The sequence below is a fragment of the Panacibacter microcysteis genome (genome assembly GCF_015831355.1).
GTDB lineage: Bacteria > Bacteroidota > Bacteroidia > Chitinophagales > Chitinophagaceae > Panacibacter > Panacibacter microcysteis.
In genome coordinates this window covers 320,785-346,112 of record NZ_JADWYR010000002.1, presented here as the reverse complement: position 1 = coordinate 346,112, position 25,328 = coordinate 320,785, and the positions used below count along the sequence as shown (strand labels likewise).

20 protein-coding genes and 2 tRNA genes are annotated in these 25,328 nt (G+C 41.4%); 6 read left to right on the top strand and 16 right to left on the bottom strand.

All coding sequences use genetic code 11. From position 1 onward, the window contains the following. Positions 1-187: 187 nt before the first annotated feature. Entirely contained in the window at positions 188-1,120 is a 933-nt protein-coding gene (accD, locus tag I5907_RS13385; RefSeq protein ID WP_196991322.1) for an acetyl-CoA carboxylase, carboxyltransferase subunit beta, read from the bottom strand. A gap of 528 nt (positions 1,121-1,648) precedes the next feature. Between accD and secDF the strand changes: the two genes are divergently transcribed. Continuing rightward, entirely contained in the window at positions 1,649-4,798 is a 3,150-nt protein-coding gene (secDF, locus tag I5907_RS13380) for a protein translocase subunit SecDF (protein WP_196991321.1), read from the top strand. A 183-nt stretch (positions 4,799-4,981) separates the two neighbouring features. Here secDF and I5907_RS13375 read toward each other — a convergent pair whose 3' ends face one another. The 7 genes from I5907_RS13375 to I5907_RS13345 all read right to left on the bottom strand — a co-directional run bounded on the left by I5907_RS13375 (position 4,982) and on the right by I5907_RS13345 (position 12,224). Continuing rightward, the gene (locus tag I5907_RS13375; RefSeq protein ID WP_231402103.1) at positions 4,982-6,178 is read right to left on the bottom strand and encodes a formylglycine-generating enzyme family protein; all 1,197 of its coding nucleotides are present in this window, start codon (positions 6,176-6,178) and stop codon (positions 4,982-4,984) included. A gap of 289 nt (positions 6,179-6,467) precedes the next feature. Further along, positions 6,468-7,535 (bottom strand): fatty acid desaturase family protein, encoded by a 1,068-nt coding sequence (locus I5907_RS13370; RefSeq protein WP_196991320.1) that lies wholly within the window; start codon positions 7,533-7,535, stop codon positions 6,468-6,470. A 108-nt stretch (positions 7,536-7,643) separates the two neighbouring features. Next, the gene (gene bshB1 / locus I5907_RS13365; protein WP_196991319.1) at positions 7,644-8,372 is read right to left on the bottom strand and encodes a bacillithiol biosynthesis deacetylase BshB1; all 729 of its coding nucleotides are present in this window, start codon (positions 8,370-8,372) and stop codon (positions 7,644-7,646) included. Positions 8,373-8,474: 102 nt separating this feature from the next. Continuing rightward, positions 8,475-9,101 (bottom strand): DUF4294 domain-containing protein, encoded by a 627-nt coding sequence (locus I5907_RS13360; RefSeq protein WP_196991318.1) that lies wholly within the window; start codon positions 9,099-9,101, stop codon positions 8,475-8,477. Between the two features lie 270 nt (positions 9,102-9,371). Continuing rightward, positions 9,372-9,749, bottom strand: coding sequence for an iron chaperone (locus I5907_RS13355; protein ID WP_196991317.1), 378 nt, complete (start codon positions 9,747-9,749; stop codon positions 9,372-9,374). Positions 9,750-9,922: 173 nt separating this feature from the next. Further along, complete coding sequence (locus I5907_RS13350; RefSeq protein WP_196991316.1) at positions 9,923-11,251, bottom strand: ABC transporter permease; 1,329 nt, start codon at positions 11,249-11,251, stop codon at positions 9,923-9,925. 37 nt (positions 11,252-11,288) lie between these two features. Next, positions 11,289-12,224, bottom strand: coding sequence for an ABC transporter ATP-binding protein (locus tag I5907_RS13345; RefSeq protein ID WP_196991315.1), 936 nt, complete (start codon positions 12,222-12,224; stop codon positions 11,289-11,291). A 304-nt stretch (positions 12,225-12,528) separates the two neighbouring features. Here I5907_RS13345 and I5907_RS13340 point away from each other — a divergent pair, with 304 nt between their 5' ends. Then, a complete protein-coding gene (locus tag I5907_RS13340) occupies positions 12,529-13,530 on the top strand; it encodes a zinc dependent phospholipase C family protein (protein ID WP_196991314.1) in 1,002 nt (333 codons plus the stop codon). A gap of 26 nt (positions 13,531-13,556) precedes the next feature. On the opposite strand, the gene I5907_RS13335 is transcribed toward I5907_RS13340, so the two are convergent. The 3 genes from I5907_RS13335 to I5907_RS13325 all read right to left on the bottom strand — a co-directional run bounded on the left by I5907_RS13335 (position 13,557) and on the right by I5907_RS13325 (position 16,274). Continuing rightward, positions 13,557-15,152: an NAD(P)/FAD-dependent oxidoreductase gene (locus I5907_RS13335; protein ID WP_196991313.1), complete on the bottom strand. Its 1,596-nt coding sequence runs from the start codon at positions 15,150-15,152 to the stop codon at positions 13,557-13,559. Positions 15,153-15,249: 97 nt separating this feature from the next. After that, positions 15,250-15,819: an outer membrane beta-barrel protein gene (locus I5907_RS13330; RefSeq protein ID WP_196991312.1), complete on the bottom strand. Its 570-nt coding sequence runs from the start codon at positions 15,817-15,819 to the stop codon at positions 15,250-15,252. A gap of 77 nt (positions 15,820-15,896) precedes the next feature. Further along, positions 15,897-16,274, bottom strand: a complete 378-nt coding sequence (locus I5907_RS13325; RefSeq protein ID WP_196991311.1) for a DUF3127 domain-containing protein — start codon at positions 16,272-16,274, stop codon at positions 15,897-15,899. Between the two features lie 690 nt (positions 16,275-16,964). On the opposite strand from I5907_RS13325, the gene dnaA reads away from it, so the two are divergent. The 4 genes from dnaA (at position 16,965) to I5907_RS13305 (ending at position 19,899) form a co-directional block, all read left to right on the top strand. After that, positions 16,965-18,395 (top strand): chromosomal replication initiator protein DnaA, encoded by a 1,431-nt coding sequence (gene dnaA / locus I5907_RS13320; protein WP_196991310.1) that lies wholly within the window; start codon positions 16,965-16,967, stop codon positions 18,393-18,395. A gap of 291 nt (positions 18,396-18,686) precedes the next feature. Beyond that, positions 18,687-18,775: transfer RNA gene (locus I5907_RS13315), tRNA-Ser, on the top strand. Between the two features lie 37 nt (positions 18,776-18,812). Further along, positions 18,813-18,886 (top strand) — tRNA-Pro (locus tag I5907_RS13310). Positions 18,887-19,152: 266 nt separating this feature from the next. Then, positions 19,153-19,899 (top strand): fatty acid desaturase family protein, encoded by a 747-nt coding sequence (locus I5907_RS13305; protein WP_196991309.1) that lies wholly within the window; start codon positions 19,153-19,155, stop codon positions 19,897-19,899. A gap of 49 nt (positions 19,900-19,948) precedes the next feature. On the opposite strand, the gene I5907_RS13300 is transcribed toward I5907_RS13305, so the two are convergent. The 5 genes from I5907_RS13300 to I5907_RS13280 all read right to left on the bottom strand — a co-directional run bounded on the left by I5907_RS13300 (position 19,949) and on the right by I5907_RS13280 (position 24,815). Then, on the bottom strand, positions 19,949-20,374 hold the full coding sequence (locus tag I5907_RS13300) for a cupin domain-containing protein (protein WP_196991308.1): 426 nt from the start codon (positions 20,372-20,374) through the stop codon (positions 19,949-19,951). Between the two features lie 82 nt (positions 20,375-20,456). Further along, the gene (locus I5907_RS13295; protein ID WP_231402102.1) at positions 20,457-20,948 is read right to left on the bottom strand and encodes a helix-turn-helix domain-containing protein; all 492 of its coding nucleotides are present in this window, start codon (positions 20,946-20,948) and stop codon (positions 20,457-20,459) included. Between the two features lie 360 nt (positions 20,949-21,308). After that, entirely contained in the window at positions 21,309-22,496 is a 1,188-nt protein-coding gene (locus I5907_RS13290; protein ID WP_196991307.1) for an amine oxidase, read from the bottom strand. A 38-nt stretch (positions 22,497-22,534) separates the two neighbouring features. Further along, positions 22,535-23,686, bottom strand: coding sequence for a UDP-galactopyranose mutase (gene glf / locus I5907_RS13285; protein WP_196991306.1), 1,152 nt, complete (start codon positions 23,684-23,686; stop codon positions 22,535-22,537). Next, positions 23,679-24,815, bottom strand: a complete 1,137-nt coding sequence (locus I5907_RS13280; protein WP_196991305.1) for a glycosyltransferase — start codon at positions 24,813-24,815, stop codon at positions 23,679-23,681. Before I5907_RS13280 ends, glf begins: the two co-directional genes overlap by 8 nt. Positions 24,816-25,328: the final 513 nt, after the last annotated feature.

Genomic DNA, 25,328 nt, shown 5'->3' with positions numbered 1-25,328 from the left:
TAGAGATATTCTTTTTGTAATGTTGTTTGCATTACCCCGGGAAACATAATTATCCGATTTGCCATGTGTGATGACCTTAGTTTCACTATCTGTTATCTCATATGTTTCCAGCGTATTTGCAACAAAAAAAATTACACATTATGTAAGTGTAAGTAAATAACGGGTTGGGTTCATGATGAATATAGAGTTAATTCCTTAGCAGCACAATCAACTGAGAAAGCCTGTCTTTCAATTTTTTTCTGTCGATGATAAAATCAAGAAATCCGTGCTCCAGTAAAAACTCGCTTCTTTGAAAACCCGGTGGCAGATCTTTCTTTATTGTTTCTTTAATTACACGCGGGCCAGCAAAACCTATCAACGCGCCAGGCTCTGCAATATTCATATCTCCCAGCATACCAAAACTTGCAGAAATTCCGCCAAAAGTAGGGTCTGTAAGTAATGAAATATACGGCAGGCGGGCTTCACTTAGTTGTGCCAGTTTTCCGCTTGTCTTTGCAAGTTGCATCAGGCTAAAAGCACTTTCCATCATACGTGCGCCGCCGCTTTTGCTAATCACGAGATAAGGCAGTTTGTGCTCAAGACAATAGTCCACAGCACGGCTAAACTTCTCTCCCATAACGCTGCCGAGTGATCCGCCAATAAATTCAAAATCCATACAGGCAACCACCAGTTCCTGGCCGTTTACTTTACCAACAGCCACGCGCATACTATCTTTTAAATCTGTTTTAGCATGTATTTCGTCCAGTCTTTTTTGATATGGCTTTAGGTCAGTAAAACCTAAAAAGTCTTTACTTACGATATTATCATACATAATATCATATTCCCTGTTGTCGAAAAGAATGTCGAAATAATCTTCGCTGCTGATGCGGTGGTGGTAATTGCATTTTGGACAAACAAAAAGGTTTTCCTGCAATTCTGTTGTTGTGGTTATATAGTTACACTCGGGGCATTTGTTCCAAAGACCTTCCGGTGTTTCTTTTTTGTCTGCAGTAGATGTTGTAATTCCTTTTCGTAAGCGCTTATACCACTTTTGTCTGGGCTCGCCATGCTGAACGTTCGATGCTGCTGCCTCATTTCCTGAAAGATTGTTCTCAAAATCCTCTTCCTTTTTTGTTGTCATAAAGGCTTTTTGAAGGAGACAAAAATAAGGAGTTTAACCAATTACGAGTTTTTTCATAAAAATAATTTAGGATCAGGCTTTTGGGGAAAGCGTCAAAGCCGGTTATAGCCTGACTGCCAGCCAGGTATATATGATGCCGGAAGAGCAATCTTGTATAACAGCTTATATAAACGTTGCAGCAAAATCTAATGCCAACAATCACGTGAGCATTTGTATAATGATTGTCGTTTTGGTTTACGAAGACTGCAGCGAAGCTGCTGCCTGATGATATGCTGCACAAGAGTGCGACGCAACAGGTGATGCCATAATGACGAATGCCGGGCCAACAATAAAAAAGGTTTTTGCACTGCCAGTTTAAACAAATAAGACGGGTAACGCAGGCAATGCATCTGATTACCTTAAAAATCAATTATAAACCGGCTTATTCTTTAGTAAAATGGCGTCTGAGAGGGCTTTTTTTTGCTGTGCTATTTACATATCAAACCATTATCTTTGCCGCTCACAAAAATTTTGTAAACCCAGTACTATATGCAACTTAAAGGTTTGGTGCGGTTCTTTACCATCTTGCTTGTCATTATCTGCCTCTATCAATTATCATTTACATGGATGGTACGCAACCATGAGAAAGCCCAGGAAGAAAAAGCGGCTGCCTGGGTTAAATCTTACTACCCTCCAGCTTCTGCCAAATACCCCGGTGATGCAGAGCGTGCCGCAGCATATGCAGACTCTTTGGACAACCTGGAAAAAGAGCGCCTGCAACGTTTGCTTGACAGCACAGAAGAAAGTAAGATTGGACTGTTTGGACTTACCACTTACAAATATGCAAAAGACCAGGAACTAAAACTGGGTCTCGACCTGCAGGGTGGTATGAGTGTAACGATGGAAGTGGGCCTGGATGGTTTGATCCGCTCGCTGGCCAACTATTCTAAAAATCCTGCCTTTAATACGGCGATCAATAATGCGGTTGCAAGAAAAGCAAACACAGGCAGTGACCTGATTTCCCTGTTTGCAGATGAATACAAAAAAACATCTAACGGTGCGAAGCTTGGACCCTTGTTTGTGCAGAGCATGCGCAAAGACAACTCAAAAGCCAAGCTGGACCCCAGCGATGAAGAAGTAATTACGTACCTGCGCCTGCAGGCCGGTAATGCATTCAACAATACTTTCCGCATTCTCAGCAACAGGATCGACAGGTTTGGTCTTGCATCACCAACCATTAATCCTGATCCGGAAAAAGGTATCATTAATGTAGAACTTGCAGGTATTAAAGATCCTGAAAGAGTACGTAAGTATTTGCAGTCTACTGCTAACCTCCAGTTCTTCGAGGTGTTTAATATTAACGAGGTTGCCGAATCTTTACAAAGTGCAGACAAAGCAATGTCTGATTATTTAAAAGGCAATACTACTGTTGACACGGCTACAGCCGTTGCAACGGTACCGGATACTACTGCAACTGTGCAGAATAATACCGACACAACAAAAACTGCCACGCTCTCCGGTAATACTGCTGACACAAATAACAACACCGCTACAACTGGTAAAGCAACTGATTCTGCAAAGATCAGGGCACTTGAGAACCCCATTTTCTCTTTGTTTGCGGGCATAGCACAGGGTCAACAGGATGAAAAAGGTGCCGTTCGTTTTCCGCCATACGTTGGCTATGTGTTGAAAAGAGATACTGCGCAACTTGGTGAGTATTTAAGATCTGCAGTGGTTACCGGCAAATTGCCTGCAAACCTCGTTTTCATGTACGGCAACGTAGAAAGCGAAACAGGTGTAGTGCAGGACAGGCTGGCGCTTTACGCTATCAAAACACTGGACAATGGCCAGGCCAAACTGGAAGGTAACAACATCAGCACCTCCAAACAGGATTTTGACGATAAAGGCAAGCCATCTATCAGCATGAACATGGATGGTGTGGGTACAAGAATATGGGCTAAAATGACTGCCGATAACGTTGGCAAACCAATCGCTATCGTTCTGGATAATTTTGTATACAGTGCTCCAAACGTGATTAATGCCATTCCAAATGGTAACTCCCAGATATCCGGGCGCTTTACTGTGCAGGAAGCAAAAGACCTTGCAGACATTCTTCAATCGGGCAAGTTGCCTGCACCTGCAAAAATAGTTGCAGAACAGGTTGTAGGTCCAACCCTGGGTGACGCTGCTGTAACCGGTGGCGCCATGGCGTTCCTGATTTCTTTCGTGGTTATTTTTATCCTGATGCTTGTGTACTATAATACAGGTGGCTGGGTTGCAAACATTGCACTTATCCTCAACCTCCTCTTTACAATAGGCATCCTGGCTATGTTTGGATTTACCTTAACCGCACCGGGTATTGCCGGTTTGGTTCTTACCATTGGTATGGCCGTAGACACCAACGTTATAATATTCGAGAGAATCAAGGAAGAACTTATAAAAGGCAAAGGTTACCAGACTGCGGTGGCAGACGGTTATAAACGTTCTTACGCACCGGTGCTCGATGCACACGTGACAACATTTTTAACTGCCTTCATACTCTTTGTATTTGGTCTTGGCCCTGTACTTGGGTTTGCCACTACTCAGATGCTTGGTATCGTGCTTTCTTTATTCTGCGGTATCCTTGTTTCAAGAATGATCACCGAGTTGTTTACCAACAAGAAAAGACACCTTGAATATTTTACCGGTATTTCAAAGAAAATATTTAAACACACGCAGTTTAAGTTTATTGAATACAGGAAGATTGCTTATGGTATTTCTTTTGTTGTACTTATACTGGGCGTAGCAGCGCTCTTCAATGGTTTTGATGAAGGTGTTGAATTTTCAGGCGGCCGTAGCTATACGGTAAAATTTGCAACCGCTCCTAACGTAGAAGAAGTTAGAACGGAACTTGAAAAAGCATTTGAAGAATCACCTATCATTAAAACAGTTAACACCAGCGACCAGTTAAATATAACCACGTCTTACAAGATAAAAGAAACCGGCAGCAATGTGGATTCTGTAGTGGTAGAAAAGCTGTACACCGGCCTGCAAAAGTTCTTGCCAAATACTTCGTTGAACCAGTTTAAAGATTCGAAGACGTTGGTTAGTTCTCAAAAAGTCTTGCCTTCAATTTCCGAAGACCTGAAACGTGGCGCTACAAAGGCCACTGTTATCGCGATCATCGTAATCTGTTTATATATCTTCATCCGTTTCCGCGACTGGAGATATTCAATGGGTACCATTGTAGCCTTGCTGCACGACGTATTTGTAACACTTGCTGTTTTCAGTTTTGCGCGCAACCTTGTACCATTCCCGCTGGAAATAGACCAGCACTTCATTGCAGCGGTACTAACCGTTATCGGTTTCTCTATGAACGATACCGTAATCGTATATGACAGAATTCGGGAAGATTCACGACTGATGAAGGGTACAGATAAAGCAACAATCATCAACACGGCCATCAATCAAACGCTTAGCCGCACAATCATGACGTCACTTACCGTATTTCTTACCATCCTTATATTGTTTATTTTTGGAGGTGAGGTTACCAAAGGTTTTGCATTTGCTATGTTGATTGGTGTTATCACCGGTACTTATTCTTCCATTTTTGTTGCAGCGCCTATCCTGGTTGACTTTGGTAAAGACAAGCCACTTGGTGTACAGGAAGAAGATGCAAAGGCCAAAGCTGAAAAACCTGTTGTCATCAAAACAAAATAAAACAATTCGTCTTTCATAAAAGAAAGCCTCATCTTGCGATGAGGCTTTCTTATTTTTGAACCCGGCTTTTACTATACTATTGAGCTTTGCTTGCGTCGCACTCTTGTACTGCCCCACATTACTCAGCACAGGCTAACCTGTTTTGTACGCACAAACACCATCAACTGCAGGAACGCTGTTTTTCTATTTCTTTATATAATCCTTTACACAACGAAAACCGACATGGTTAGATGCTGACCTTGATTCTCCTTTACCCCGTGTACCCACCATATACCTTGTACAATATTGGTCTGTGCACAAAAACGATCCTCCCCTTTGCACGCGCTTTTTCAAACCAGGCTCCTGTGGATCGTATGAGTCAGCCGGCCCCTGCGGATTTTTTGCTGTACCACTTGTAAACTGTGCATAATAATCAGGCCTGTACCAGTCGTAACACCATTCCCACACATTACCACCAATGTCATACAATCCATACCCGTTGGGGGCATATTGTTTAACCGGCGCTATGCCTTGAAAACCGTCTGCCGCCTCATCCTTGTCAGGAAAAGAACCTTCAAAGATATTGGCTGGCCATTTGCCGTCTGGCTTTAATTCATTACCCCATGCATACAGGTTACCGGCTTTACCACCGCGTGCCGCAAACTCCCATTCTGCTTCTGTTGGCAGCCGCTTACCGGCCCATTTAGCATACGCTGCAGCATCCTCGTAGCAGATATGCACAACAGGGTAGTTATCTTTCCCCTTTATATCGCTTCCTTTACCAAAAGGATGTTTCCAGTCTGCACCTTCTTTATATTGCCACCATTGAAACATATCGTTGAGGGAAACTTTTTGAGGTGGTGGTGTAAAAACTGCCGAACCGGCAATAAGCATTTCGTCAGGCGCGCCGGGAAATTCTTCTTTTGTTGGCTTTTTTTCTGCAACAGTAACGTAACCGGTGGCTTTTACAAAAGCTGCAAATTGTGCATTGGTCACTTCGGTTTCATCCATGTAATAGCCGTCTACATATACGCGGTGCACGGGTCGTGCATCCTGCATTTGTTCATGCCCGCCATCATTCATACCAACCGGGTTTACGCCGCCCATGCTAAACTCGCCGCCAGGTATCCATCTCATGCCCTGCGGCGCCTGTTGATCAGGCGTTGTTGTGTTTTCTATCGTTTCTTTAAAATCGGCGCCTCCGCCCTTCATAAATGTTATACTGTCGTTTGGCGAAAGACCATATGCACAGGAGATAGCACCTGAAACCTTTGATGCCGCTACCGCAGATACGGCTGGTAGCCGGGTTGGTTCATCTGCAGTGTCGGTTTTGCTTTTGCATGCAGGCAGCAAAAAGACCACTGTGCAGGCATACAGCCAATGATTTGCATTTTTTTTCATAATTGTGTGATTGCCGTTTTAGACAACTAAGGTAGATAACGATGGTGAAAGATGCTATTCTGTAGCCGTTAAAATATTGGCCGGCCACGATTGCGGCAAACTGTTTTCGTAGGCTTATGATGATGACACAGTATTTAGTTGCTGTCGTGTTTTCGCCTGTTGCAAAAAGATTCAACCGTACAAGAGTGCGACGCAACAGCCGATGCCATGAAATACAACAGCCGGTTACACACAAAAAAAGCCGCTTTGAAAAAGCGGCCTATAAATAACAATACGGTAATTATATAAACTATGCCCTGCCCATTTGCTTAAGAAAAGATACGTGCGAAGCAACAGCATTATGCAATTTTGGATATTCTACGTAAACAACACCATACTCCTGGCATGCCTGTTTTACGATCTTGCTGATCTGAGGATAATGTATATGAGAAATCTTTGGAAAGAGATGGTGCTCAATCTGGAAATTCAACCCACCCACAAACCATGAGATAAACCTGCTTCTTGTAGCAAAATTCGCGGTCGTTTTTAGCTGGTGTATAGCCCACTCATCTTCGAGCCTGTTGCTTGCCACATCAGGAACAGGAAATTCTGTGTCTTCTACCGTATGCGCCAACTGGAACACAATGCTTAATACGAAGCCCGCCACAACCGTAAAACATAAGTAACCGACAATCCATTTGGAAAAACCTAATTTGATAATTGGTATAATGATGAATAAGGTATAATGCAACAGTTTAAAGAACCAGAATGTAAAATGGTCTTTGAAGGTCATTTTCTTTAATGGAATCTCTCCCACCTTACCGGTAAAGTATTTTTTATAATCGCTCAGTAAAATCCAGTAAAGGTGCAGGAAGCAATAAAATACCCAGAAATACAGGTGCTGAAAACGATGCATTTTATAGCGCTTTTGTGTAGATGCCATACGCAGTACCGGTTTGGCATCAATGTCATCGTCTACACCATCTACATTTGTATACGCGTGGTGGATTACATTGTGCTTCATGTTCCAGATAAAATGACTTGCACCTAACACCTCTGCAGTAACAGCAGCTATTTTATTTACCCAGGGATATTTACTGAAACTTCCGTGACCGCCATCGTGCATGATATTAAAGCCAATTGCCGCCGTACATGCCCCAAGCAGAACGCAAAAAGTTAATGCCAGCGGCGTAGACGGGGTAAAAAATATGAGGTGAACATATAAATAGATAAAACTTAAAACAAGAAACAAGGCTTTGCTTAATAGCCTGAAACCACCGTTTGTTTGTTTTCCTGTTTTTTCGAAGTATTCGTTGATGCGGTTCTTTAATACTACGTGAAAGGACTGTGCTGTGTGTGCGAATTTCGGAGCTTGCATGATAAGAGAAGAATAACTAAAATGAAAATATTAGTAGCAAAGGTGCACTTATTTAGGCAGTTAACCGAATTATGTTTAGTTAATGTATACAAATAACCCCGGGAAATGCTACGTAACCTGCTGAATAAATGCATCAAAACTGTTGATACCAGGTGTTTTGGCAGATAGATATCCTTCTGCATATTTAACACCAATGCGCTTGCCAAGCATGAGAGCGCGTCCTTTTATTGTTTCAAGAAAATCCGGGTTAGAAATGTATGTAGCCGGTTCACTTGCATCTAATGTATTGAACTGTGTTTTATAACACAGCACCGATTTGATCTTCTCTTCAAAATGATCTGAAATGTCAAAGACAAAATCTGGTTTCAGGTAACGGTCTTGTATATAATGAAAAACATATGCCGGCCTCCACTGCTGCTGTGGCTGGTTATTGTACACTGTTTCAATCTTGCGTAACCCTGAGAGAAATGCGGCATCAGCTACCAGCTTCGAACTTCTGCCATGATCCGGGTGCCGGTCTTCAGGCGCATTACAAAGCACAATCTCCGGCTGGTATTTACGTATAACTGTTATCACCTTCCTTACATTGGCTTCATCATGCTGAAAAAAACCATCTGCCATCTCAAGATTTTCGCGTGCAGCAAGCAACATGACGCCGGCAGCATCTGCCGCTTCTGTTTTTCTTGTATCAACCGTTCCCCTGGTGCCAAGTTCTCCGCCTGTAAGATCTACCACTGCTACTTTTTTGCCTGCTTTAGCAGATGCTATGAGCGTTCCGGAACAACCCAATTCAACATCGTCGGGGTGAACACCAAAAGCTAAAATATCTACTTTCATTTTTGTAATTTTCGTTTGGCAAGATAAGAGGAATAGTTGAGAGCTATATAAAACAAAAGCCGCAATATGCGGCTGCTTAAACATCTTTTTTATGCGTTATTATTAACTTCTTACTCCATACATTTTTTCCACGTCTTTCACAATCATTTCCATCACTTCATCTTTGCCACGGGGTTCATAATTCTGGCGCAGGTTGCTTCCAAATACTAGGGCTATTGCCTGCCAGAAACCCGCACTGAAACTGCCTTTGTATTCTTCTATTATCTCAAAACAATTATTGCCGGTTTGCCTGTAAATAAGTTTCATTAAAACTTTACCCTGGTACACCGATAACTGAGTTAGCTTATCAGCAAACTTGGTCTTCAATTCTTTCTCTCTCGATTTAATGATCTCTTTTCTTTTCTTTTTGTCTGTTACCCCGGCAAGTTGTGCATTTATTTCATTCATTACCTTCGAAGCCTGTATAGCGTACGGGTAGGTTACATACACTGCATTGCGCAAACGAGTCCAGTCTGCATATTTCTTTTTCCATTTGCCGGTAAGCTTAGCCCTTACGTATGTGGGTTCCAGCCAGGAACATGGAATGGTGTCTCCATTGGCTTCTATGCAGGCGCCTACTTTAATGGTATCATAAATACCGGTACCATTTTGAGCATGCGTTTTTTGTGGTGCACAAAATATAATCAGAAATATAACCGCTGAAATTAATATGGGTAGTTTGCCGGGCATGCAGGTATAAATATAATGATTGTCTTTGTTCGTTAATATTTTATAAACGACATTGTAACCTTTGCAGATGCTGCTTTTATGAATATTTAACAATCATTCCATAAAATTAATTTCATACAACCATTAAATACAAATCTTCTGTTATATGAAAACTACGGATGCAGGCATCAGCACTTTGTGCATCGCCTGTTGTGTCACTCACTTGTACGTTCTGTTTTCATGGCAACTGCAGCGACCCTTTTTACAACAGCTTTAGCGTTATAGACCACCTTACTTTTTCTTTTTTGTAATGGCTTTTTCTTCGTTTTCAGCCACACGAAACTGTACAATTTGTTTTACCAGCGCTACCGGTATTCCTTTCTGCAACGGAAACTGGATGGCGCCTTTGGAGGTTACATAATCTTGCAGTTCTGCTTTAAAAGCTTCTACACCGGATGGTGTAGGGTAAAAACCGATATGTGTTTTTGCCGCACCAAAATACACCAGCGGTCCATGTAGTTTGTAAGCCGGCATATTGTAACCAATGCCTTCCTCTGCCTTTGGCGCAGCCTGCCTGATCACTTTCCTGATTTTTGTAAGCAGTGCCTGTGTTTCCTGCGGGAAAGATGCAATGTATGCGTCTACAGATTCGTAGGTTGTTTTGTTCATGTTGGCAAGATTGATTGAAACACTAAAATAAAAAACTGCCGGCAAAATATGATTTGCTGACAGTTTTCTTTACATGGTTAGAAATGAAGTATCGTTGTTGCCTGGTGCTTTGCAGTACAAGAGTGCGACGCAACGATGCCTCATAGTACTACAACAGCCCGGCCCATAAAATGCTAATATTTTTTAAAGGCCCATTTCCACATTTCTTTTGGTGTTACTTTTTTGCCATAGAGCAAAATGCCGGTTCTGTAAATTTTGCCGGCTACCCATGTGGTGGCAACAAAGCCCCCGATAAGCAGCAGCATACTTAAAATTAGCTGCCAGTAAGGAACGGTGTCGGGCACGCCATGTGCTATACGCGCCATCATTACAATGGGCGATGTTAACGGAAACAAACTGCCAAAAACAGCCAGCCCGCCGGATGGATCGTTTACAGCTTTCATCATAATAACGATGGCAAATATGATAGGCATTACAATAGGCAATGTAAGACTTTGTGCATCCTGCGGATCTTCATTTACCGCGCTGCCAACCGCTGCAAACAAAGATGAATACAACAGGTAACCGCCAAGGAAATAAAACAGGAAACAACCAATGATCAGCGGCAGGTTTATTTGTGCCAGTGCATTGCTGAACTCTGAAAAGCCATTGGTTTGCTGTGCAGCCTGCATGGCAGCCATACCTCCCGGTTGTACAGGCATTTGCTGCATTTGCCCAAACGCATCCGGAAAGATAATGGGTAATAAAACATTGATGCCGCCAATGAGCACCAGCCATATAATAAACTGTATGAGACCCACAGCACCAATACCAATGATCTTACCCATCATAAGCTGGAAAGGCTTAACGCTGCTGACAATTACTTCTGCAATACGGCTCACTTTTTCTTCCATTACCCCACGCATAACCATGGTACCATAAATAAAAAGTATAATGTAAATAAGAAACCCGGAAAACATACCCACCGCGTAGCTGATGCCTGCTTTGGAGCCCGAATCTTCGGCGCCTTCTACAGTGGCAAATTTGATATTCGTTTGTTTATGCACACTGTCCAGCTGCGCTTTGGAAACATTTAAAGAAAGCAGCTTTTTTTCTTCAAGTTTGTCATTGATCACATTCTCAATTTTGCCGCGTGACATGAGACCGACAGACTTCATGGTCTTCAGCTGTATTTCTCCTGTTTGCAGTACGTTTGAACCCTGTGGTATAAAAATGTAGCCGTTATACTTTCCATCGAGCACATCTTTTTTCAGTGATTCTTCTGTTGCGGCCTTTACAAAATCAAAACTCACTTCGTCAGATTTGTCAATACCGCCGTCAAAAAAACCGGCATTATCCGCCACAGCAATGGTCATATCGCTGCCGCCTTTCACGGAGAAATAAATGATCAGCGCATACAGTCCGAAAATGATTACCGGCAATAAGATCGTGGTTAAAAGAAACGTTTTCTTCTGCACCCTGGTAAGAAATTCCCTGCGGGCTACAAGCATTATTTTGTTCATAAAAATTCGTTTGGTTAAGATCGGGAGTAATAATTTTTTATGCAGATACTTTTTGGAAAGACCTTGTTACTGCATGTGTATCTGCTACCAGTTTAATAAATATTTCATTGAGTGATGGTAACACTTCATTAAAAGATTCAACATTTATTTGCTGGTCTATAAAATACTTCAGCACGTCATTGCTTTTAAATCCTTCTTTGATCTTTACGGTGTAGTTGCCTGCTGCCTCGTTCAATACCTCAAATGCACCGCTGCTAACAGTTGCCGCTACCTCCTGCAGTTTTATGTTGAACTTATTTTCCTTGAAGTCCTGCTTAATCTGTTGCACGGTATTATCGAGTATTTTCTTACCAAGGTTCACCAATACAATATGATCGCAGATTTCCTCAACCTCTCCCATACGGTGCGTACTGAAGATAACTGTACTGCCGCGCTTAGCCAGTCCATATATCTCGTCTTTTATAAGGCTGGCATTAAGGGGGTCCAAACCACTGAAAGGTTCATCCAGTATAATCAACCGCGGTTCGTGCATCACAGTTGTTACAAACTGCAGTTTCTGGCTCATTCCTTTACTCAGGTCTTCCACTTTTTTATTCCACCAGCTTTCCATTTCAAGTTTCTTAAACCATGACTTTATCTTTTCCATGGCGTCTGCTCTGCTCAAACCCTTTAACTGCGCCAGGTACAATGCCTGCTCTCCTATCTTCATTTTTTTGTATAACCCGCGCTCTTCAGGCATGTAGCCAATCTTTTGCACATCTTCAATCGGGTTAAACTTACCACCGTCAAAGATGATGTTGCCTTCATCAGGATAAAAAATTCCCGTTATCATGCGCAGCAAGGTTGTTTTTCCTGCGCCATTAGGACCAAGCAAACCGAAAATAGAGCCCTCTTCAATTTTAAAGCTGATATCATCTACAGCCTTTTGCGTAGCATAATACTTCTTCAGGTTTTGTAATTCGAGTAATGCCATAATTGGACTGTTTAATTATTTAAAATTCTGAGCATGTATAACCCGTTAATTTATGTATGAACCCGGCAGCAGTTTTTCAATGAAGCACCGGTTGCGTCGCACTCTTCCACTGCAGGAACACTGGTGATCAAACGCGAAGATGAAAGCAACAACGGCACTTTTCAACACTTCAGGGGTTATAAAAACGCAGCCCGTTGCAGCATCATAAGCAATTACAGTGTTATTAGTTGCAAGTAACGCTAAATTATTACACAGATAGTTCCGGTTATTATAACTTCACGGCTCTAAAAAAGTGAATAAGATCATGAGCGGTTTACAAAAACGCATCACCCCTTTCATTTTATTGTTGCTAATTGTTACAAACGGTAGCTGGGGCTTTCTCGTACATAAAACTACCCACCAGCTTGCAACTTATGAATTACCTAAACCACTTTGCAGTTTTTTTTATAAACACATTGACTACCTCCAGTACAATGCTGTAAGACCCGACGTAAGGCGCAATACAGACAAATCAGAAGAAGCAAAGCACTACATAGATTTTGAAGCTTACGGAGACAGTGCGGCATACAAAATGCCCTTGCACTGGAATGATGCAGTGAAAAAATATTCTGCCGATACGTTGCTGGCATACGGATATGTTCCTTACCAGGTAATAACTATACAGCAAAAGCTTACTGCTGCCTTCAGGCAAATGAACACTGACAGTATTCTCTTCTATGCCGCAGACCTGGGGCACTACATTGAAGATGCAAATGTTCCTTTACACACATCTTTAAACTACGATGGTCAGTTAACCAACCAGAAAGGATTACATGCCTTATGGGAGTCAGTAGTGCCGGAAATTGAAATCAACAACTACAATCTTGCGACAAAACATCGGGCAAAATATATAAAGCACAAAGAACAGGCAGTATGGAATGCATTAAGAAGATCGCATGCCCTGACAAAAGATGTTTTTGCAAAGGAACTCGAGGTATCCAGGCGTTTTACAGATGCAACAAAATACCGCATCCAAAACCGAAATGGTAAAGAAGTAAAATATTATACCACTGATTTTGCAAAAGCCTATGCCGCAGCGCTTGGCAACAGTATTAATGAGCAGCTCATCTATTCGGCCAATATGGTGGCTGATTTCTGGTATACTGCGTGGGTGGATGCAGGCAGGCCGGATGTAAGTAACCTACCCAATGCCGCACTTACCAATACAGAACAAGAACAACTGAAGAAAGAACTACACTCATTTAAGCACAACAAACTAATAAAAGATGGCTTCTTAAGAGCAAAGGAAAAAGCCGGCAAAGAATAAATGTTCCCACAAACCAGCCTGCAAATTTAATTGTGTGCTACCTGAAGCGCAACAGCAGTTGCAACACGTTCACCATCCATTGCAGCGCTAACAATGCCGCCGGCGTAGCCAGCACCTTCTCCGCAGGGATAGAGTTGCTGTATTTCCGGGTGTTGTAAGGTGTCATTATTTCTGGGTATACGCACCGGTGATGAAGTCCTGCTCTCCGTAGCTACCACTACAGCATCATTGGTAAAATAACCACGCATTTTCTTACCAAAAGCTTTAAAGCCGCGCTGTAACGTTTCAAAAACAAAAGGCGGTAATACTTCATTGAGATTAACACTCTGCAAACCGGGCAGGTAACTACAGGCTGGCAGCGTTGCAGAAAATTTACTGCCGGCAAAATCGGCCATTCGTTGTGCAGGCGCCACAAATTTTCCACCGCCTGCTGCATATGCCGCAGTTTCAATTGCATGCTGAAAATGCATCAGCACCAGCGGGTCATATTCGTTCATTTTTTGTGGTTTGGCAGTACCTGCAAAATAATACAGCGCATCTTTTATGTCTACCTGCACCACCATACCGCTGTTTGCATAGGGGTTGTTTCTTTTGCTGGGGCTCCAGCCATTAACTACCAGTTCATTTTCATTGGTAGAAGCAGGCGCGATAATACCCCCCGGGCACATGCAAAAACTAAAAACGCCCCTGCCATTTACCTGCTCAATCAGGCTGTAAGAGGCTGGTGGCAGATTTTGATCCCGTATGGCACCATGATATTGAGCACTGTCGATCAATGACTGTGGATGTTCAACGCGTACACCCAATGCAAACGGCTTTGCTTCTATAAGGATCTGGTGTTTATGCAAGCCTTCGAATATATCCCGAGCTGAATGACCTGTTGCGAGAATAACGGCATCAGCATATAACGAATCTCCACCTGCAGTCTGTACGCCTTTCAAAACACTGTCAGTAACAATAAAACCGGAAACTTTCTGGCCGAACAGTATTTCGCCACCACATGCTGTTATCCTGTTGCGCATGGCGGTGATAATATGCGGCAGTTTGTTGGTGCCTATATGTGGGTGTGCTTCGTACAGTATTTTTTCATCTGCACCAAACTCCACAAAAATGTTGAGGATGCGGTTAATATCTCCACGCTTACTGCTGCGCGTATATAATTTACCATCACTGTATGTGCCTGCACCGCCTTCTCCAAAACAATAATTGCTTTCAGGATTAATAATACCTTCTTTATTTAAAACAGCAAGGTCTCTTCTTCTTGCACGTACGTCTTTACCACGCTCCAGCACCACCGGCTTTATTCCCTGTTCAATCAGTTTTAACGCTGCAAAAAGACCTGCGGGCCCGGCACCAATAACCAATACTTTTTTCTTTGCTGTGTGTACATCAGGTAATCGTAATAATTCTTTTTCTCTTTCAATAAATGGTTCATTGATAAATGCACGAACGGTAAGATTGACCCATGCGGTTTTGCTACGTGCATCCAGCGATTGCTTTAGAATATAAAAACCGGTTACTGATGCACCCTGCAGACTTAATGATTGCCTGATGTACTCTTTAATTGTTGTGTGGTTGCCGGCTTCTGAAGGTAATAAGCGGAGTGTAATCTGTTGCTGCATAGTAAATGCCGGGTATTTAACCCGGAAATTTCCTGCAAAGAAATAAAAAAACCGGCAATGCCGGTTTGGTATTTGACTTAAGGTTGAAATAACGCTATTAATATATTTCCTGTCGTCTGAAGGTAAAATGATAGGCTATTCTCAACCCTGCCATAGCGGCATCGCCGTTCAGATATTTAACGGACTCGTACCTGGCACTGATATCTAAACCTGGTAATGTTTGAAAACCAAGATTAAATGCATATGTTAATCCAAATGAATTCTTTGATTGTCCCATGTCTGTTTCAGACATGCTCATGGTTGCGCCAACCTGTGGCTCGCCATATATGCCGCCTGCAAAGGTATAACGCAACCCTACTTTCACCGGCACCATAAAAACAGGTGTGTAGGTTTCTTTCAGGAGATTGGTTTGATCCTGCGGAATGGCTTTGCCTGAAAAAGATATAAAGCCTGCCTGGAATGTTGGTGCGAGATAATACGTATTTGGCAATGTGTAGCCAAATTTTATTGAACCGCCAAGACCTGTCTTCTGCGTTTCATTTAAACCTTTCAACGGAACGGCAGTTTCTAAACCGAACCCCAGTTCTGCATCTGATAAAGTAGTGATTTGTGAAAAAACGGGGATTGATCCCATTACGAGAGAAGCGAGTAAAATTATTTTTCTCATTGTTGGCTTTTTTAGATAGGATATATTGAATGATTACCCTAAAACGAAAAGCCTGACATATTATTATATTACCGCAACTAAAAAGGAAGATCGTCTACCACATCACCGGGAGGGAAATCTACTGATGCCGGCTGAGATGAATTGTTTCCTGCATCCTGCCCAAGTTTTACGTGCTCCATTCTCCAGGCATCGAGATTGGTAATGTAATTTTCTCTGCCATCTTTTACCCACTTTGTTCCTTTGATGTTGAACGACACTTTTACTTCATCTCCAACATTGAAACGATCAGGCATTGATGTTCTGTCCTGTACACTCTGAAACTTTACATAATTGCTGATGGTTCTGCCACCTATATCTTCTGTTTTTTCAATAACGAATTCTCTTGTCTTGAATGTTTCGGTACGCTGCACGGTATCATACTTTGCTACAAGTTTGCCTGTTATTTCGAATGACATGAAATTTTATTTTAGGCAAATGTAGCAGATAAATTCCTCGACGTGCTTTTGTATGTATAACACGTTGATAACTTTTAACACGATCATGTATTCGGTAATGCGAAAAATGCCTGCATGTAAAAGGAAAATTTTTACATGCAAATAAAAACGAAAGCAAGAAACAGCACAGATGGTAATATAAATTTACGCAGATTGTACTCAGAGTGCTGAAAAGCGAACCATACGTTGAAGAGTGCGACGCAACGAATGCTCAAAAAAGATTTTTTTGCCGGGCCCAAAAAATAATTGCATAACTGCATCAGCAGCGAAATGGAGCATAACAAATAAATTGGTTTTAATTTATTTTTTTTAAAAGAAATATTAGTTAGATTAGTTTCTTATCGGTTGAGGATTTATTTAAGACGACAACAGAAAAAAGGATTGATTTTTGCCAGCAGAGTAACCCTATAAATGTAGTATTGAACAATCATCTTTAATCGACATTTAATTGCACAGTAAATAATTTTTTTCACAATCATTTTTTACCTAATGGGACAAAAAAGGCGAGATGAAAAAATTTTTTTTTCAACATAAAATTTTGATATTCGTCCCCCTCCTAAAATTTTTGTTCACATATGTTGAATAGTTTTTTTGGAGCTAAGCGCTGAATTGAAATTCTTTAAACCGATAGAAAAATTTGTAACGAGAATCATGACTAAAACCGCTGAATCTATATGGAGTAACTGTTTAAAGATTATAAAAGATATTGTTGACTGGCAACCCTATAAAACATGGTTCGAACCTATTAAAGCGGTGGAATTAAAAGGCAATGTGTTGTTAATACAGGTACCTAGCCAATTCTTCTTTGAATATCTTGAAGAACATTATGTAACCCTGCTCGCGAAAACATTGAAACGGGAACTTGGCAAAGAAGCCAGGCTCGAATACCGCATAATGGTTGACAGTGGCAGCAATGGCCACAACGGCACAATGGATGTGCCTGCAGGCAACATGAAAATGTACAACAACAACGAAATGGATTTTCCACTCATCATAAACAGTCCTGTTAAGAACCCGTTTGTAATACCGGGTCTTAAAAAGATGCAGATAGATCCGCAGCTTAATGCAACCTATACATTCGATTCTTTTATTGAAGGTGATTGCAACAGGGTGGCACGCCGTGCAGGTAAAACCGTGGCAGAAAAACCCGGTGCAAATTCTTTTAACCCGCTCGTAATATATGGTGGTGTGGGCTTGGGTAAAACACACCTTGCACAGGCCATAGGCAATGAAGTAAAAAGACTGCACCCAAACAAAGTTGTGTTATATGTAAGCAGCGAAAAATTTATTAACCAGTTCCAGGACCACAGCCGTAATAATGCTATCAACGATTTTATTCACTTCTACCAGTTGATAGATGTGCTGATCATAGATGATGTACAGTTTTTTTCCAGGGCAGAAAGAAGCCAGGATGCATTCTTCGCCATATTCAATCACCTGCACCAAAGTGGTAAACAATTAGTACTTACATCAGATAAGCCACCAAAAGACCTGGATGGTATGCAGGAAAGATTGCTCAGCCGTTTTCGCTGGGGCCTTAGCGCAGACCTGCAGATTCCTGACTATGAAACACGCATAGAGATACTGGAAAGAAAAATGAAGAACGATGGTCTCGACATGCCAAAAGAAGTTGTTAAATATGTGGCATACAATATCAGCACCAATGTAAGAGAGCTGGAAGGCGCATTGATCTCGTTGCTTGCACAATCATCGCTCAACAAAAGAGAAATCGATCTCGAACTTGCAAAAAAAGTACTGCGCAATTTTGTAAAAACAAGCAGTAAAGAAATTACCATAGATGCCATACAAAAAATGGTGTGCGAATACTTTGATGTGCCTTACGACAAGCTCTTACAAAAAACACGTAAGAGAGAAATTGTACAGGCAAGACAAATAACCATGTACCTCGCAAAAGCATTTACCAAGAACTCGCTCAAAACAATTGGTGAGCATTTTGGCGGCCGCGATCATACCACCGTTATACACAGTTGCCAAACGGTAAAAGATCTTATGGATACCGACAGTCTCTTTCGCGAAAACGTAATGGAGCTTACGCAAAAAGTACAACTTGCTGCTATGTAATACAACATGCAATGCCGGAAAATCCCAAAGCCAACGCTTTGGGATTTTTTTTATTTGTTACCGGCTGCATTGCTACTATTTAACTTTGGTTGTGTCACTCACTTGTACGGCAGTAACATTATTCGGCAAGGTGCACCCCGTTTATCATACACAGGCAGGTATCTCAGCCATGGGCGAAATACATTATGCGCAGGCCTGTAAAAAATATTTCCGGCAATTGTAATTTTCTTTTTGGAGTTTCCGATCAGCTACCTATTTTTGCAGCCCCTTAAGGGAACCAATTCAGCTAAAGGTGAGGTGGATGAGTGGCTGAAATCAGTAGTTTGCTAAACTGCCGTACGGGTTAAACTGTACCGAGGGTTCGAATCCCTCCCTCACCGCGGATTTGAAAAGTCCTTCAAAGTTTAGCACAAGGCACGGGAGGTAGTTCAGCCCGGTAGAATACCTGGTTTGGGACCAGGGGGTCGCAGGTTCGAATCCTGTCCTCCCGACACCAAAAGGTTGATTAACGAAAGTTTTTCAACCTTTTTTGTTGCGGTACACCCTTCCATCCAACAGTATTGGTGTACAGGTTTCGAAACTTTTCCCATAATCTTTCCCGATACATAAGTCTGTATTTATACATAATGCGTATATGTGAATGTTACAAGCAATACCAATAATTGTGTAAACTATTACATCGTTAAACAGTGAATTTTGTATGTGGCTATTGTTACTCCATTTGTAATAAAACCCGCAGTAAATACTTTTCGCATTTATGAATTTAATCTTATTCTTTTTTATCGGTCATTGGTTTTTATCGTTGTTTTTTCACTCGTTCTTTTTACACCGTTATGCATCTCACCAATTGTATACCACCAGTAAGAACTGGGAAAGAGTGATCTACCTTTCTACATGGATTGTGCAAGGCTCCTCTTTTCTCGTACCGAGAGCATACGGTGTTATGCACCGCATGCATCATGAATACAGTGATACCGTAAAGGACCCGCATTCCCCGCATTTCTTTAAAGATATATGGGGCATGATGTGGAATACTATTGTAATATTCAAAAGTTTCAAAACCAGGAAAAACCTTCCTGAACCACAGTTTACCAGGGAATACCTGCCGGTTTGGAACAAGCTCGATCATTTGGGCGACCATGTTATTACAAGAATATCATTCGCGTTGTTGTACGTTGGTATTTACATCGCTTTTGCGCCATCTTTATGGTGGTTCTTGTTATTACCCATTCATTTTTTGATGGGGCCGATACAGGGAGCAATTGTAAACTGGTGCGGCCATAAATATGGCTATATAAATTATCATAACGGAGACCATTCTAAAAACTCCTCTCCTTTTGGTATTGTAATGATGGGTGAATTGTTTCAAAACAATCATCACCACCAGAAATACAATGCAAATTTTGCCCGCAAATGGTTTGAGTTTGATCTTACCTACATTATTATGCTCGGGTTGAATAAAATGAAAATCATCCGGTTGAAACCGTTGGTACAGGAAGCATAAAAAAAGGCTCACAAAATTGTGAGCCTTTTTTTATGTAAGATGAAAAGCGTTACATATCATAACCGCTTTTTATGACTGTGCAAACCATTTTAAACTGTTGTTTGGCACTTAGCCGATGTACCGAATTTGCAGGTATTACAAAACCGGTACCCAGCGTGAGATCAAATTTTTTGTTGTTTACCATAACTTCTGCAGTGCCGTCTATTACCTGCACATATATGTCAAAAGGAGAAATCTTTTCTTCCAGTTCTTCACCTGTTGCGAACGACATGGCGGTGATATTGCCGGATGCTTTCTTTATAATTGTTTTGCTTACAACAGCATTCGGAATGTACTCCACAATTTCCACAACAATGTAGGGTTTGCCTTTTTCCAGTTCATTATAACTGTTGTCAAATTTTTTATTACCGTGGTGCTGCCGGTCCTCATTTGTATGTTTATGTTTCGGGTCGCCGGTATTGTCATTGTTGTTCATATATACTATTCGTTGAGAAGGTATAAAGATGGCTTTTATAAGCTGCAATTATTTGCACAATAGTACAAATTACATACAGTGTTCACAGGTCTTCCAAAGGCATGCTTCTTTTCTGTTTTAACTTCTTAAAAAAAGATGGTGTAAGGCCTGTAATTTTTTTGAATTGATTGCTAAGATGTGCGGGACTGCTGTAATCGAGCTTGTAGGCTATCTCGCTTAACGAAAGTTCATCATACAGCATCAGCTCTTTGATCTTCTCGATCTTATGTAAGATTATATAATGCTCGAGTGTAATGCCTTTTACTTCGGAAAAAAGATTTGCCAGGTAAGTATAATTTTTGCCCAGCTTTTCACTGATGTAAACTGAATACTTCACGTCTGGCAGTTCATCCAGGTAGTGTACCATTTCTATCACTACTGCTTTTATCTGCTCTACCAGCATTGACCGGCGGTCATCCATTAAACGAAGGCCATATTTCGATAAGCATGCTTTAAGTTCTTCCAGTTGCTGCGGGGACAATGCTTCGAGAAATTCCACTTCGCCTAAATCTATTTGCTTACACGACAATTTCAACTGATCACAACAAGTCTGTACAACCATTTTGCAACGTAAGCTCACCATATTTTTGATAACAATCTTCACGCTTGTTGTTTCCGTCTCTAAATGTACCGAATACATTCCGCATCGGTTCAGTTAATTGCCGGTTAATAGATTTCGTTGTTAAAAAGTGTTTTAAAATTGCGTACAAGCTGAGCGTATACGCATCGCCGGCTGAATAAAGATTCAGCAGTACAAGAGTGCGACGCAACAGGCGATGCCACCTGGTTTGCAGCCGGGTTCATAGAAAAAAAAACCGCGATACTGAACGGTTTAATAACATATAATTCCGGTAAACAACTACAGGCTACACTTGCTGATGCAGTGATGTTTACATCAATACGTAACCGTTGGCTCTACTGCTATGAATTCCCGGATATACTCCTGTGATTTTTGTAATGCTTCTGCATAGGGCTGGTTAAGGATGCGGCTATGTTTTTGTCCCTGCCATGGATTATCCCACAAACCGGACCGATGCCATACATGGGTATGATCCCAATCTGGGCGGTCGATTACCGGGTAGAGGCATATGCCCCATAACGGAATATCGTTTTGTAATGCCAGCGCGCATTCATTTGTAATATTCCTGATCCATAACGGGCGGTTTTCTTCCGGGTGACTGGTTTCGGACAGGAGCATTGGCCGGTTATACCTTGCGTGCACCTGTGTAAACAAACTGCTTAATGAAGCCCAGCGTGGATCGGTGCTGGCTGCCGTCCAGGATAGCATTTCATTTGTGCCATGTACCCATTGATTATTAAAATAATAATTGAGCCCTATGATATCCAGATATTCGGGTTTTCCGCGCAATTCCGGGCACATCTGCCCTGAAAGCATTTCCAATACCTGGAACTGTTCTTCGTGCTGTGTTGCAGCGTTCATGGCTGTTTCAGGCGATGCATTCAACGGTGGAACAATGTTAACAAGCGGTTCAGTGGTCAGTATTCTTACATTCGGTTCTATTTCTTTTAGTGCTTCGATACCTTCAATATATGCCTTCATTAATTTGTATTTCACCTGCCAGCCAATTCCTTTGCCATATGGCGAAGTGCCGCAGACTTCCCCACCCAGCCACGATAGGAAGCTTACTTCATTAATGGGTGTAACAATCAATACACTTTCAGCATCAACAGATCGGTAAAAAACAGCAAAGGCTTTGCAGAGCGCAGCAAAGCGTCTTTCAAACATTGGGTGCAGCGGTGTTAAATCGTCGGGAAATCCAAAGTGGCAGATATCCCAAACCAATTGAATGTTATTTGCCTTTGCGTGTATAATCATTTTTTCAACAGCACTCCAGTCGTAGTTATACGGCTTTTTCTCGACCTGGCTCCACCGTATGCCTTCTCTTACCGTAGCAATGTTGAACTGTTCGAGCATACGGTAATCTTCTCCAAGCAGGTTTAGATGGCCTGTGAGGTTTAGAAAATCAACACGGTTACCAAAAGCGTTTAATTTATCTGTGCACTCGAAACCTGCCATCCAGAAAGATCTGAATGGATTTTCGTGATCAGGATATGAAGTCATTATTTATGATTGCATAAAGGAAATATATCTGTTGCAGCTTATCCTATTCCGTTTGTGTGTGCAAAAGGAACAACATGCCCATTCAGGTGATTCACATTCTTTTCACTCATGATTTTTTTGAATAGCGTGAGTGATTGCGCAATGACCTGGTCCATGTTATAATACTTGTATGTACCCAGGCGACCCGTGAAATACGTATTTGGAATAGTAGATGCAAGTAATTTGTATTTCTTGTATACATCTGCGTTTTCCGGTTGCGGAATAGGATAATAAGGATCTCCTTCTGCTTTTGGATATTCGTATACCAATGTTGTTTTCGGGTGTATTTGTCCTGTGAGGTATTTAAACTCTGTAATACGTGTATAAGGCTGACTATTGGGATAATTAATTGTGCCAGATGATTGGAACTTCTCTGTATCTATCGTTTCAAATTTAAAGTCGATAGAGCGATACGGAAGCTTCCCGTAGCAATAATCAAAATAGCTGTCGATGGGGCCAGTGTAGATCAGTGATTTATACGGGATAACGCCGGCAATATCTGCGTAGTCTGTATTGAGCATAATCTTGATATTAGGATGCTCGAGCATTCTCGTAAACAACTGGGTATAACCATGCAAAGGCATAGCCTGGTAAGTATCGGTAAAATACCGGTCGTCTTTGTTGGTGCGGGTAGGTACTCTTGCAGTAACCGATGCATCAAGTTCTGAAGGATCAAGATCCCACTGCTTATTTGTGTACCCCTTAAAAAATTTTTCATACAATTCGCGACCTACTGCATTTACCACAACGTCTTCAGAGGTTTTGATCACGTCAGTTTTTTCAGCACGCTTTTTATAAAAATCGACCATCTGTTCTCCTGTTAGATTGAGCCCATATAATTTGTTTATGGTATTCTGGTTAATAGGAACAGGAACCAGTTGGCCATCTACACTGGCCAGTACATGGTGCTCATAGGGGCGCCATTTGGTAAACTGACCAACGTAATCATATACATCCCTTGAGTTTGTATGAAAGATATGAGGACCGTATTTATGTACAAGGATACCGTCTGTGTTGTAATAATCAAATGTATTACCGGCTATATGATTGCGTTTATCAATTATCAACACTTTCTTTTTGCCGACTGTAGCGAGTCGCTCTGCCAATACACTGCCGGCGAAGCCGGCGCCAATGATCAAAAAATCAAACATATTGTTTTGTTTTGTCTGTGAGGTTAGCTTTTGCTGCGAAAAGTTCTTCGTCGATGATCTCGTTCATCTCCTGCCAGGTGTTATTCCACGAGTTGTTTTTCAGGAAGACATCGACCTTGCTTAGCCATTCTGCTCTTGAAGGTTCGTGCAACACTGCTGTTGCTTTGTCAACGAATTCTTTTGCTGAGCGTATAATGTTTACTGTTTTGTTGAGGCCATATGGGTCAACCACATCCTGAATAGCAGTAGATATAACGGGTACGCCCGCCGCTAAATATTCCGGTGTTTTTGTGGGACTGATAAATTTTGTTGATGCATTGATAGCAAACGGAATCATTGCCACATCCCAACCGCTAATGTACAGGGGCAATTCTTCATAGTTTTTGCTGCCGAGGTAATGAATGTTTTCTTTGATCGGCAAAGTAGCGGGATCGATCTTTACCACCGGTCCGAGAATTATGAAATGCCAATCGGGCTTTATTGCGGATACGTCTCTGATCAGATCAATATCGAAGCGCTCGTCAATAACACCGAAAAAGCCAAATCTCGGATGTGGTATAGACATTTGATCATCAGGCTGGTTATGGTTATTACGCGCTTTTGAAAAATGCTCCTTATCAATACTGCTGGGGAAACAAAACACTTTTGGATGCTTAGCTTTTTTGGCGTTGTATAAACTTACACCACCCGTAAAAACGACGTCTGCCTTTAGGAACAGTTCCTGCTCTGCGTCTTTTAAACTTGCCGGAGCGAAGCTGAAGGCAGAGAGTTCATCCATACAGTCATATACAATTAAGGAAGGATTAAACCGGCGTGAATACAGTACTGCCATAGGCGTATAATACCAAAACAAATAATCCTCAATCTGTTCAGCTTTAAACAGCTGACAAATTATATTGGCAATCCGTTCATTGATATCAACATTTTCAATGTCCCCACTTTTTAAATGCGGGATTATGACATTTACATTATCGCTGTTAACAGATAACGAGTAGCCATCTTCCCCATCGCTGTAAATATATTCCTCTACATAAAATACACGATAGTAGTTGGCAAAACGGGTTAATAAATGTTGAGGACGCTGGTAAACGAAATTCCATCTTAAATGGGAAAAACAAACTAAATCCATTCATTGTAATTTAAAAGATAAAAAATGCCGGACTACACTTCATATACAGGCTAACGGATATCAAAAAAAAGACAAGGAAGAAGCTGAATTATGATATTACTGCTAACAAAATAGAAAGTAAATATGGAAACGTATCGCTATGTTTTAGATACAGGCTTATGTATTTTACGTGTATACCGATCTAAACATGCTTTAAATTCATGCCAACAAAAGATAAACTGCCGTGGATAATGGAAAATTTTGCAATTATATGGACGTTACCAGCTTTTAAAAGCCGGAGAGGAACAAAAAAACAATACCGACAGGTTGACTATGAAACACGAAAGTGTTTTTAAAACGGGTAATTAATTTTACTATGCGCAGCAAATATTTGCTGAAAGAAAGTGTAGTTGTAGAGATTAATAAGCATTTCACTGATGGCATCTTAAACATTCATAATATTATGTGCTAATGAAAATCTTTATTGAATAAAGAATCTATACACTACGCTCCTTTGGTTATCCCAGGTGTTTG

What these genes read in the sequence shown, in the direction of transcription:
- I5907_RS13305 (WP_196991309.1), top strand. Translation starts at nt 19,153, where the DNA reads ATGAATTTAATCTTATTCTTTTTTATCGGTCATTGGTTTTTATCGTTG.
- I5907_RS13290 (WP_196991307.1), bottom strand. Translation starts at nt 22,496, where the DNA reads ATGACTTCATATCCTGATCACGAAAATCCATTCAGATCTTTCTGGATG.
- I5907_RS13360 (WP_196991318.1), bottom strand. Translation starts at nt 9,101, where the DNA reads ATGCCCGGCAAACTACCCATATTAATTTCAGCGGTTATATTTCTGATT.
- I5907_RS13280 (WP_196991305.1), bottom strand. Translation starts at nt 24,815, where the DNA reads ATGGATTTAGTTTGTTTTTCCCATTTAAGATGGAATTTCGTTTACCAG.
- I5907_RS13300 (WP_196991308.1), bottom strand. Translation starts at nt 20,374, where the DNA reads ATGAACAACAATGACAATACCGGCGACCCGAAACATAAACATACAAAT.
- glf (WP_196991306.1), bottom strand. Translation starts at nt 23,686, where the DNA reads ATGTTTGATTTTTTGATCATTGGCGCCGGCTTCGCCGGCAGTGTATTG.
- I5907_RS13345 (WP_196991315.1), bottom strand. Translation starts at nt 12,224, where the DNA reads ATGGCATTACTCGAATTACAAAACCTGAAGAAGTATTATGCTACGCAA.
- secDF (WP_196991321.1), top strand. Translation starts at nt 1,649, where the DNA reads ATGCAACTTAAAGGTTTGGTGCGGTTCTTTACCATCTTGCTTGTCATT.
- I5907_RS13350 (WP_196991316.1), bottom strand. Translation starts at nt 11,251, where the DNA reads ATGAACAAAATAATGCTTGTAGCCCGCAGGGAATTTCTTACCAGGGTG.
- I5907_RS13370 (WP_196991320.1), bottom strand. Translation starts at nt 7,535, where the DNA reads ATGCAAGCTCCGAAATTCGCACACACAGCACAGTCCTTTCACGTAGTA.
- I5907_RS13325 (WP_196991311.1), bottom strand. Translation starts at nt 16,274, where the DNA reads ATGTCATTCGAAATAACAGGCAAACTTGTAGCAAAGTATGATACCGTG.
- bshB1 (WP_196991319.1), bottom strand. Translation starts at nt 8,372, where the DNA reads ATGAAAGTAGATATTTTAGCTTTTGGTGTTCACCCCGACGATGTTGAA.
- I5907_RS13330 (WP_196991312.1), bottom strand. Translation starts at nt 15,819, where the DNA reads ATGAGAAAAATAATTTTACTCGCTTCTCTCGTAATGGGATCAATCCCC.
- I5907_RS13335 (WP_196991313.1), bottom strand. Translation starts at nt 15,152, where the DNA reads ATGCAGCAACAGATTACACTCCGCTTATTACCTTCAGAAGCCGGCAAC.
- accD (WP_196991322.1), bottom strand. Translation starts at nt 1,120, where the DNA reads ATGACAACAAAAAAGGAAGAGGATTTTGAGAACAATCTTTCAGGAAAT.
- dnaA (WP_196991310.1), top strand. Translation starts at nt 16,965, where the DNA reads ATGACTAAAACCGCTGAATCTATATGGAGTAACTGTTTAAAGATTATA.
- I5907_RS13340 (WP_196991314.1), top strand. Translation starts at nt 12,529, where the DNA reads ATGAGCGGTTTACAAAAACGCATCACCCCTTTCATTTTATTGTTGCTA.
- I5907_RS13355 (WP_196991317.1), bottom strand. Translation starts at nt 9,749, where the DNA reads ATGAACAAAACAACCTACGAATCTGTAGACGCATACATTGCATCTTTC.
- I5907_RS13375 (WP_231402103.1), bottom strand. Translation starts at nt 6,178, where the DNA reads ATGAAAAAAAATGCAAATCATTGGCTGTATGCCTGCACAGTGGTCTTT.